Origin of the sequence: Deinococcus sp. YIM 77859, from assembly GCF_000745175.1 — a bacterium.
Classification (GTDB): Bacteria; Deinococcota; Deinococci; order Deinococcales; family Deinococcaceae; genus Deinococcus.
In genome coordinates, this window is the sequence record NZ_JQNI01000002.1 from 1,737,840 (window position 1) to 1,747,500 (window position 9,661).

10 protein-coding genes (1 of these 10 running past the window's edge) are annotated in these 9,661 nt (G+C 68.4%); 3 read left to right on the plus strand and 7 right to left on the minus strand.

Features of this window, described 5'->3' with window-relative positions; all coding sequences use genetic code 11:
* Positions 1–10 precede the first annotated feature (10 nt).
* From EI73_RS08505 to EI73_RS08515, 3 genes are all read right to left on the minus strand, one after another.
* A complete protein-coding gene (locus tag EI73_RS08505; protein ID WP_034385944.1) occupies positions 11–754 on the minus strand; it encodes an enoyl-CoA hydratase-related protein in 744 nt (247 codons plus the stop codon).
* A 55-nt stretch (positions 755–809) separates the two neighbouring features.
* Entirely contained in the window at positions 810–1,697 is an 888-nt protein-coding gene (pdxY, locus tag EI73_RS08510) for a pyridoxal kinase PdxY (RefSeq protein ID WP_081909060.1), read from the minus strand.
* Between the two features lie 108 nt (positions 1,698–1,805).
* Positions 1,806–2,810: a GNAT family N-acetyltransferase gene (locus EI73_RS08515; protein WP_034385948.1), complete on the minus strand. Its 1,005-nt coding sequence runs from the start codon at positions 2,808–2,810 to the stop codon at positions 1,806–1,808.
* 82 nt (positions 2,811–2,892) lie between these two features.
* On the opposite strand from EI73_RS08515, the gene EI73_RS08520 reads away from it, so the two are divergent.
* A complete protein-coding gene (locus EI73_RS08520) occupies positions 2,893–3,312 on the plus strand; it encodes a universal stress protein (protein WP_034385951.1) in 420 nt (139 codons plus the stop codon).
* Between the two features lie 43 nt (positions 3,313–3,355).
* Here the strand turns inward: EI73_RS08520 and EI73_RS08525 are convergent, their stop codons facing one another.
* A complete protein-coding gene (locus EI73_RS08525) occupies positions 3,356–5,071 on the minus strand; it encodes a M3 family oligoendopeptidase (RefSeq protein ID WP_034385953.1) in 1,716 nt (571 codons plus the stop codon).
* Between the two features lie 108 nt (positions 5,072–5,179).
* Here EI73_RS08525 and coaBC point away from each other — a divergent pair, with 108 nt between their 5' ends.
* Together coaBC and argR are read left to right on the plus strand one after the other, a co-directional pair.
* The gene (gene coaBC, locus EI73_RS08530) at positions 5,180–6,415 is read left to right on the plus strand and encodes a bifunctional phosphopantothenoylcysteine decarboxylase/phosphopantothenate--cysteine ligase CoaBC (RefSeq protein ID WP_034385954.1); all 1,236 of its coding nucleotides are present in this window, start codon (positions 5,180–5,182) and stop codon (positions 6,413–6,415) included.
* A 44-nt stretch (positions 6,416–6,459) separates the two neighbouring features.
* Positions 6,460–6,921 (plus strand): arginine repressor, encoded by a 462-nt coding sequence (argR, locus tag EI73_RS08535; RefSeq protein ID WP_034385956.1) that lies wholly within the window; start codon positions 6,460–6,462, stop codon positions 6,919–6,921.
* A 36-nt stretch (positions 6,922–6,957) separates the two neighbouring features.
* On the opposite strand, the gene EI73_RS08540 is transcribed toward argR, so the two are convergent.
* The 3 genes from EI73_RS08540 to EI73_RS08550 form a co-directional block, all read right to left on the minus strand.
* Entirely contained in the window at positions 6,958–8,553 is a 1,596-nt protein-coding gene (locus EI73_RS08540) for a cell wall metabolism sensor histidine kinase WalK (protein ID WP_034385958.1), read from the minus strand.
* A gap of 79 nt (positions 8,554–8,632) precedes the next feature.
* On the minus strand, positions 8,633–9,310 hold the full coding sequence (locus tag EI73_RS08545) for a response regulator transcription factor (RefSeq protein ID WP_010887388.1): 678 nt from the start codon (positions 9,308–9,310) through the stop codon (positions 8,633–8,635).
* 45 nt (positions 9,311–9,355) lie between these two features.
* Positions 9,356–9,661: the 3' portion of an adenylate/guanylate cyclase domain-containing protein gene (locus EI73_RS08550; protein WP_051935454.1), read on the minus strand. The gene runs 291 nt beyond the window's last position; only the last 306 of its 597 coding nucleotides appear in the window; its start codon lies off the right edge, out of view; its stop codon occupies positions 9,356–9,358.

The following is a 9,661-nucleotide window of genomic DNA, read 5'->3' on the forward strand; positions in this document are numbered from 1 at the left end:
AGGCCCGCCCTCAGCCCCGACGCAGCGCCCCGGCCAAGAAGGACAGGTCGAGGTGCTGCGCATTCCAATCCACAGCCTGACGCAGCCCCTCCTCGTGTGGGTGGCCAGCCTGGAGGATCCGCTTGGTGCCCTCCAGGGCGCGGGGCGGCAGGGTGGCCAGCTGGGCGGCCAGAGCGTCCGCACGGGCGTACAGCGCCTCCGCGTTCGGGCTGACCTCGGTCACCAGGCCCCAGCGTTCGGCGGTGAGGGCGTCGATGGGCTCGCCGGTCAGGGCGAGGTGCGCCGCGCGGCCCCGGCCAATCAGCCCCGGCAGGCGCTGGAGCCCCCCCAGGTCCGCCGTGATTCCAAGCTTCACTTCGGGAAGGCTGAAGCGCGCCGCAGCGCTGCAAAGCCGCAGGTCACAGGCCGCGGCCAGCTCCAGCCCCGCGCCGATACACCAACCGTCGATGGCGGCGATCACGGGGATGGGCAGCGCGGCGAGGCCCTCGATGGCGGCGTGCATCTCCGCCACCACCGCCCGAAACTTCGCCGGGTCGCCCAGAGCGGGGCCGATCACCGGAACGGTCGCCCCCAGGTCCAGCCCCACGCTAAAGGCCCGCTCGCCCCGCACGATCAGGACGCGGACTCCTTCTCCTTCGGCAAGGGCCAGCGGCACCTCACGCCACGTCGCCGGACCAAAGGCCCCCTTGGGATGGGTAAAGGTCAGGGTCGCCACCTCGCCGGAGCGGGTGAGGCGCAGGCTCTCATAGCTCATGGGGGGAGTGTACCGGGTTCAACGGGCGCGGTGAGCCGACGAACCCCCCGCCGCCTTAGGCCACCCGCTCCGCCTCAAACACGTGGCTAGGCCGCGCGTACTCGTCCTGCGCGGCGACAAGCTGAATCTCGCGCGTCCCCATTCGGTGCGTGAGGTCAAGCAGGGCAAACAGCGCACTCATGCTGCGGCTCAGGGCCTGCCCAGCGTCCCCGGTCTGGAGGTAGTGCCCCAGGAAGAGGGCGGCGATGGCGTCTCCCGTCCCGTTGCGCGGCGGGTCGAGCGGAAGGAGGGGCGTGCGGCACAGCCACGCGCCCTCCCCCGTCACCGCCAGCGTCTCGATCACCCCGGCGGGCGCGTCCACCCGAACGAGGCTGGTCACGACCACGATCCGGGGCCCGCCCGCCCGCAGCGTGCCGCGCAGCATCCGAGCGGCGTCCAGCGCCTCCTGAAGGGTCGTCACCCGGCGGCCCGTCAGGAGTTCGAGCTCGAATTGGTTGGGCGTCACGATGTCCGCCTGGGGCACCGCCTGGGCCCGGATCAGGTCAGGCAGTTCGGGGCGCACAAAGACGCCGCGCCCCACGTCGCCCATCACCGGGTCACAGCAGTACAGGGCAGCGGGGTTGGCCCCCCGCACGCGGCGCACCGCCTCGGCCACCGCGCTCACGGTCCCCTCAGAGCCCATGTAGCCGCTGAGGACAGCCGAACACTCGGAGAGCACCCCACGCGCCTCGATGCCGCCCAGCAGGTCCGCCACAAGCTCGGGCGGAAAGACCGCGCCCGTCCAGGACCCGTAGCCGGTGTGGTTAGAAAACTGGACGGTGTGAATCGCCCAGACCTCGAACCCCAGGCGTTGCAGGGGAAACACGGCGGCGGCGTTTCCGACGTGCCCGTAGCTCACCCACGACTGAATACTGAGGATGTTGCGGGGAAGGGGAAGTGTCATGGGCTGAAGCATACGGGGCCAGACGCCGGGTCGTCGCCCCCCCGTTCCTCCTGAGCCGGGCTTGCCCAAACTGGCCTTTCTGAGGGGCAAAACGCCTGGCAGGCGGCCTCAGTCGAGCCGCACCTGCCATTCGGTGAAGCTCGCCCAGGGGGTAAAGCCCAGGGCCACATTGATGCCCAGCATCGCGGCGTTTGTCTTCGCATTGTTCGTGCGCACAAAGCGCGCGCCCGGGCAGTGGGCACGGATGTGGCGCAGCATCGCGGCCTTGAGCCACTTGCCCAGGCCCTGGCCGCGCGCAGAGGGGCGAACGGCGGTGGCCCCCTGGTACACCAGCGCGGCCCGTTCGGGGCTCCAGAACACTTCGGTATACCCGGCGAGTTCTCCGCTGCGGGTGTCCTCGGCGGCCATCAGGAAGCGGACCTCGCCCGCCTCGGCGATCATGTCCTCCCAGGCGCGGATCATCTCAGGGGTCACCGTCCAGTCCTCGACGTCGAGGTCGCCGCGCGGGGCGGTGTTCATCACCATCATCATGTCGGCAGTGCGGGCCAGGAATTCTTCCGGGACGCGCTGCCAGACGTGCAGGCGGTAGGGATCATCCGCGGGGCGGGCCGTCCAGGCGTCCAGCAGTGTCTCGGGCACCTCCTGAAGGCGCAGTTCGCTCTGGCGCATGGGCAGGGCGGGCTGGGCGCCCAGGGTCCGGGCAAACGCCTCCCCAGCGGGAACCCTGCTCGTGGTGCCAAAGGTCACGACGCGGCGGCCTTCTGCCCGTGCGATGCGCTCCAGAGCCCGGCTCAGCTCGCGGCCCAGGCCACGGCGTCGGTGCTCGGGATGGACCAAGAGCCGGGCGTGCGCGGCGTGCAGGTTCTCCTGCAGGCCGTACGTCAGGCTGGCCCAGCCCAGCGCCTCTTCCCCCGCCCACACCACAACATGCTGAACCGCCTCGTTCGGCGTGACGTGGGTCAGGCTTATGGCCTCCCGCTCGGGCAGCACGGGCGGATCATCCGGGAAGGCAAAGGCGTGGCAGGCGGCGAGCAGGCGGCCAACCGCAAGCCGCGCGTCAGGCGACGCGGACACTGGGTCGAAGGGCGTAGCGGTCAGGGGTCGCGTCAACATGGCTTCAGTGTGCGCCCCACCCGTCAGGGACACATCGGCCAGGTGGCGGACGGAAAGGTAAGCTACACAGCAAGGAGGAACGATGAAGTTTGTGGTGGCCTGCGACGGCAGTGAACCCAGCCTGCGCGCCCTGCGGCACGCTGTGAAGCTTGCGCGGGCGGCTGGCGCGCAACTTGACCTGATCACGGTGATCGAGGAACCGCCCGTCAGTCCCTTTGTGCAGTGGGCGGGCCTGGACCCCGGGTACGTGCGCGGCCTGCTGGAACGGCAGGCGCGGGAGGCACGGGAGGCAGCACTCGCCGTCACGGAGGGGGCTGGCGTCACCGCCCACTTCCGCACCCTGCGGGGCCGACCGGTTGACGTGCTCCTGGCAGCCGCCCAAGAGGCCGATCTGCTGGTGTTGGGCACCCACGGGTACCGGGGCATGGACCGCGTCCTGCTTGGCAGCGTCGCGGAGAGCCTGCTGCGCCGCGCCCAGGTGCCGCTCCTCGTCGTGCCGTAAAGGCCGGGGAGGGCTCGCCGCGAGCCCTTCCAGCTTTCTCGACCTAGCCTTCTGCCAGCTGCGCGCTCAAGAACGCCATCAGCCCCCGGATGTGCTCGCGGTCAAAGCGGAACTCCACCCCGGCGGCGCGGTACAGCTCCGGCACGGGGACTGTGCTCCCCAGGCGCAGGCTGGCCTTGTAGTTCGAGAGGGCCTGCGCGGGATGCTCGCGGGCCTCCCGCCAGATGCCGACCGCCGCGAGATAACACATCGCGTACTCGATGTAGTAGAAGGGCGCGCGGAAGATGTGGTAGTAGTGCCAGCCCTTGGCACGAATGCCCTCATCCAGGCCGTCCCAATTCACGAAGGGGTGAAAGGTGCGGTCCAGTTCAAGCCACTTGGCGTCGAGGTCCGCCACCGTCACATTCTCCCCGGCTTCGGTGTACAGCCAGTGCTGGAAGGCGTCCATCTGCGCGGCCCAAGGCAGGAACGCCACGACCCCCTGAAGCTGCTTCTCGCGGTAGCGCGCGAGCTCCCCCTCACTGAAGACATGCCCCAGATGGTCCAGGGTCAGAAACTCCATCGCCATGGAGGGAATCTCCACGAACTCGATGGGGCTCCAGCGGTTCCACACCAGGGGCTGGGCGTCGCCGCTCAGAAAACCGTGAAAGGCGTGCCCGACCTCGTGGAATAGGACGCGCAGATCCTCGGCGGTGCCCACCACGTTCATCAGCACAAAGGGCTCGTTCTGTACCGGGAAGTACTGACAGTAGGCGTGCGTCATCTTGCCGGGGCGCGACTCCAGGTCGAGAAGGCCAGTCTCCCGCATGTGGCGAAAGCGCCCGGCAAGCTCGGCGTCTAGCCCTCCAAAAGCCACCTGCGCGATCTCCTCCAGCTCCGCACCCGTCTGAAAGGGCCGCAACGACTCGCGCCCCTGAGGGTCGAGGAGATTGTTGCGGTTGTAGTCCCAGGGCCGCACCGTGTCGAGCCCCAATGGCGCGGCAATCTCACCCATGATCTCGGCGGCCAGGGGCACCACCTCTTCCCGCACGGCCTCGTGAAAGGCGCGGCAGTCCTCGGGGGTGTAGTCCACCCGGTCCAGGCGCCGCCACATAAAGTCGCGGAAGGAGGGCAGATCGGCATTCCAAGCGAGCTGACGCCGGGTTTGCAGCAGCTCGAGCATCAGGGCGTCGAGTTCGGGTGCGATCAGCCCATTGCTGGCCGCAAGCGCGTGCCAAGCGTCCTCACGGGTCTGACGGTCGGGGTGGTCGAGGCGCTGCTTGGCCTGCGGCACCGTCAGCGTCTCGCCGTTTAGGGTGACCGTCTGGTTCCCGGTGAGAACGCCGTGACGGTTCATCTGCTCCTCGTGCGTCACGCCCAGCGCCACGTTCGCCTCGCGAAACAGCGCGGCAGCGTCCCGAAAGCGGCGGTAGGTCAGGGCGAAATCAGGCGCCGGGGTGTAGCCGGGAACCGCCAGAAGCTTTTCGATCAGCGCCTGCTCGGCGCGCTGCGCCTGCGGCGAGACGTCCTGAAGAAAACGGGCGTAGCGGGCCTGAATGACCTCGTCATCCGTGTGCAGGTCAGCGTGCGTCGCGAGCTTACTCCCCACCTGCGCGACCTCGGCATCCAGTCGGCTCCACTCGGCCAGCCAATCGGGCACCGCTTCTGCGGGAAGCGCGGCATTCAGGAGCGCCTCGTAGCGCGGGGCGTAGGTTTCCCAGCGCGTCTGATCGTCGGGCACGGTGAGCACCTGCTCGACCGCGTTCAGGGTTGTGGTCATGGGGCGAGTCTACTGCCCCTTCGGCACGCGCGGCCTAGGCCAGATGGCTCAGGAGGTGCCCGCTCTCTCCCTTGAACGCCCCCACGCTTCGCCTCGTAGACTTCGTTCGTGAATGACGTCCCCGCTCCCGCGCCCCTCGTCCTCGTCATCGTGGGTGGCAGCATGGCCGCTGTCAAGGCTCCCGCGGTCCTCCGGCGGCTGCGGGAGGGGGGCGCGCGGGTGCGGGTGATCGCCACCCAGGCCGCGCTCGCCTTCATCACAGAACTCAGCCTGGCGACGGCGGCCGAAGGCGAAGTCGCCACGGACAACACCTGGTTTATGGCCCGGCCCGACGCGCAACACCTCACCCTGGCCAAGGCAGACGCCACCGTCGTGGTGGGTGCGTCCGCCGATCTGCTCGCGCGAGCGGCCCTCGGGCACGCCTCTGACCTCGCCGCGGCCACCCTGCTGAGCGTGCGGGGGCCGGTCCTGTGGGTCCCCGCGATGAACGAGCGGATGTGGCGACACCCAGCGGTGCAGGCGAACGCCGAGCGGCTGCGCACCTGGGGCCACCGCTTCCTGGGGCCGGAGGTGGGTGCCTTTGGTACCCGTGGCGAGGGCTCCGGGCTGGGCCGCATGGCTGAACCGGAAGACATCGCCGCAGCCACCCTCGCCCTGCTGCGGCCGCCGGCTGCGCGCGACCTAGAGGGCCTCAAGGTCGTCGTTTCCGCCGGGCCGACCCGCGAGTACCTCGACCCGGTGCGCTTTATCAGTAACCCCTCGAGCGGCAAGATGGGCTTTGCGGTCGCCGAGGAGGCGCGGGACCGGGGGGCGCAGGTCACGCTGGTGACGGGGCCGGTGTCCCTCTCCGACCCGGTGGGGATGCAGGTGGTCCACATCGAGTCTGCCCTCGAACTGCGAGAGGCGGTGCTGGAGGCAGCGCGGGACGCGGATGTGGTGGTCATGACCGCTGCGGTGGCCGACTACCGCGCGGCGCAGCGCTCGGACGAGAAGCAGGCGAAGGTGGCGGGCGACGTCACCCTTCACCTCACGCCTAACCCCGACATCCTGGCCGAACTGGGAGAGCACAAGGGAGGGCGCGTCCTGGTCGGCTTCGCGATGGAAACCCACGCGGGCCTAGAGCGCGCGGCCCTTAAGGCACGGCGCAAGAACGCCGACTTCATCCTGCTGAACTACCCCACGCGGGAGGGCACGGCCTTTGGCGGCGACGACAACGAGGTGACCCTGGTGCGCCCCGACGGCACCCATGACGCTTGGCCCCGGCTGAGCAAGCGTGAGGTGGCTCGGCGGCTCCTGGACGAGGTGCGGAGGGTACGGGCCGCGGCCGCAGGTGCAGGCGGCTAGCCCCCCATTGGCAGTATTCACAGCATATTCATAGGATAGAAGGAATGCTCAGCAAGGAACACCGTCAGAAACGCATTCAGGACATCATCGCCCGCGAGAGTATCTCCACCCAATCCGAACTTGTTGAGCGCCTGCGCGCGGAGGGCTTTCAGGTGACCCAGGCCACCGTCAGCCGCGACATCAACGAGCTGCGCCTGGTCCGGCTCCCGATCGGCAAGGGCCGACACCGCTACGCCCTCGCGCAGGTAAGCGGGCCCAGCGACGTCGAGGAGGAACTCAGCCGCCTCTTTCAGAACTTCGTCAAGGACGTGGACCGCGGCGAAAATGTCCTGGTGATCCGCACCGCCGACGGCCACGCCACCGGCGTCGCCCTGCTGCTTGACCGCCTGCGCCGCGACGACATCGTGGGCACCATCGCGGGTGAAGACACCATCTTCGTGGTCGCCCGCACAACCGCCGAAGGTGAGGCGCTGATGGAGGAGCTGCACGCGCTGATGCTGGGGTAGGAAGGCACCCCTGCGGCTCCTCTCCAGCGGCAGACTTCAAGGCACGTCGTCATCGAGTGCCGGCACGTTCCCCACCGGGAGCTGCACATTCGCGGTGGTGCCCCGGCCCACCTCGCTTTCCAGCCAGATGCGGCCACCGTGCGCGTCCACAATGCCCTTGGCGATGCTCAGGCCCAGGCCCGCGCCGCCCTGGTCACGGCTGCGGCTGTCCTCGACTCGGTAGAAGCGGTCAAAGAGGCGAGCGAGGTGCTCAGGGGGAATGCCGGGGCCGTCGTCCTGCACGCTCAGACGAATCTCCCGGCCCTGTGCCTGCGGCGAGCTCGTCAGGATGACCCGCCGGGCCCCGGCCTTGAGGGCATTGCTGACGAGGTTGATCAGCACCTGCTTCAGCCGGTCGTGATCGCCCTCAAAGGTCACGTCCTCGCCCCCCGCCACGAGTTCGGTGCCCTGCGCCTGGGCAAGCGGCGCGAGTTCACGGGTGATCTCTTCCAGGAAGGGGCGCGACAGGATGGGCTGGCGGGTAAGGGTGAGGGCTCCGCTGTCCGAGCGCGCCAGTTCAAGGAGGCTGGCAATCAGGTTGGTGAGACGCTCGGCCTCGCGGCGGATGATGTTCAGGCTTTCGCGTTGCTGCTCGGTGGGGTTGCTGCGGCGCAGCAGGTAGCTCGCGTGGCCGCTGATGGCGGTCACGGGCGTGCGCAGCTCATGGCTGGCGTCACTCGTAAAGCGGCGCTGCGCCTCAAAGCTCGCCTCGAGGCGGCCCAGCATAGCGTTCAGCGCCTGAGCCAGGGCCTGCACCTCATCTCCGGTCTGCGGCTCCGGCACGCGCTCGCCGAGGTTTTGCCCCCCGATTCGCTCGGCGGCGCGCTGCACCTGCCGCAGGGGCCGCAGCGCTCGCCCGGCCAGCAGGTACGCCCCTACACCCGCGGTCAGGAGCCCCACCAGGAAAAGGCCCAGCAGCACCCGCTGAAGCTGCGTCAGGGTGTCGTTCAGCGGCCGGAGGTCCCGCCCCACATAGGTGAGGGCAAAACTTTCCCGCGTCAGACCCGGTACGCCGCCGTCGTCCTGCACGGGGCCCAGCACCACCAGAAAGCGCATGGGCACGGCGGTGCCTACAGGCTGAAAGGGTTCTTGAACCTGTCGCGTCACAAAGAGCCGCTGTTCCGGTGCGCGAATGAGGCGCGACCATTCTTCGTCACTCAGCGTGATGGGCGCACCCGGATCGAGGCCGATGGGCCGCCGGCGGGTGCTGTTGGCCAGTTGCCGCAGCGACGCGAAGAACTGACGGCGCTTCGCAGCCGTGTCGGCCGCCGCCAATCCCTGGACGAGCGTCTCTGCGTCGTAGAAGGGCAATTCCTCAAATTGAATCGCCACATTGGGAAAGAGGTACCGAGCGATCGAGAGCTGCGGCGGCACATCGGCTTCCGCCCCGTCCTCGCTCCCCGCCTCTCCCAGCGGAGGCAGGTCAAGCAGACGAAAAAAGCTGGTGAACTGCCGGTACTTGTCCACCAGGTCACGGTCAATCCCCAGCACCAGGTTGTTGCGCATCAGGGCGAGGGTCGCCACCGCCACCACTGTCAGCAGCGCAGCCAGCAGCGCCGTATAGAAGAGGGTCAGCCGACCGCGCAGCGTCACGAAAAGCCCTCCAGAAGAAAAGAGCCGGGCGCGGCACAACAGCCAGACACGCCCGGCAGTCTAGCGCCCAAAGGTGGGGCTACTCCTCGCGCAGCACGTACCCCACACCGCGGACCGTGTGGATCAGCCGGCGCTCCCCACCCTCCTCGAGCTTGCGGCGCAGGTAGCCGATGTACACGTCCACGACATTGCTGCCCCCGGTGTATTCCGGCCAGACCTTTTCTTCGATCTCGAAGCGCGAAAAGACCTTGCCGGGATTGCGCGCCAACAGCTCCAGCAGCTCGAACTCCTTGGCCGAGAGCTCCACCCGGCGGCCACCCCGAAAAATCTCGCGTCCATCAAGGTTCATCACCAGGTCTGCCACCCGCACCTCACCGGTGACGGCAGGGTTGACCCGGCGCAGGTGGGCGCGCACACGGGCGAGAAGCTCCTCGATGGAAAAGGGCTTGATGAGGTAGTCGTCCGCACCGGAATCCAGGCCTTCGACCTTGTCTTGAATGCCGTCCTTGGCCGTCAGGATGATGATGGGCGTGTTGCTGGTCTTGCGGATGCGCCGCGCAACCTCCAGACCGTCGAGCACCGGCAGCATCAGGTCAAGAATCACCAGATCGGGGTTGACCTCACGGAACTTGCTGAGACCGGTCACGCCGTCAAAGGCAACCTCCGTCGCGTATCCCTCCGCAGCCAGTTCCAGTTCTATAAAGCGAGCAATGTCTTTTTCATCCTCGATGACGAGGACCAGGGGCTTGCGTTCCATAGACCCAGTCTATGGACCGTTCTCATGAGAAGGCACCCCACGCGCTTAACCGGTTTTCATGGGGGAAAGCACCAGCGCAGGGGAGGACTGTACGGTGTACGCTCGGCACTCCGGCCCAAACCCACGCAGCGGTGGAAGGGAGCGCCCGATCATCCGCAGGTCCTCTGCCCGCTGCTGCGCCACCCTCTCGCACACCAGGGTTTCACCCGGCGCGGCGGCGTCACACAGGCGCCGGGCGTAGTTGACCGGCAAGCCGTAGGCGCTGGGCTGCCCACCCACTGGACCCGTGATCACCGGTCCGAGGGCGACCCCGGCCCGCACCTGAAGCCGCACGCCCAGCAGCCCCGCCAG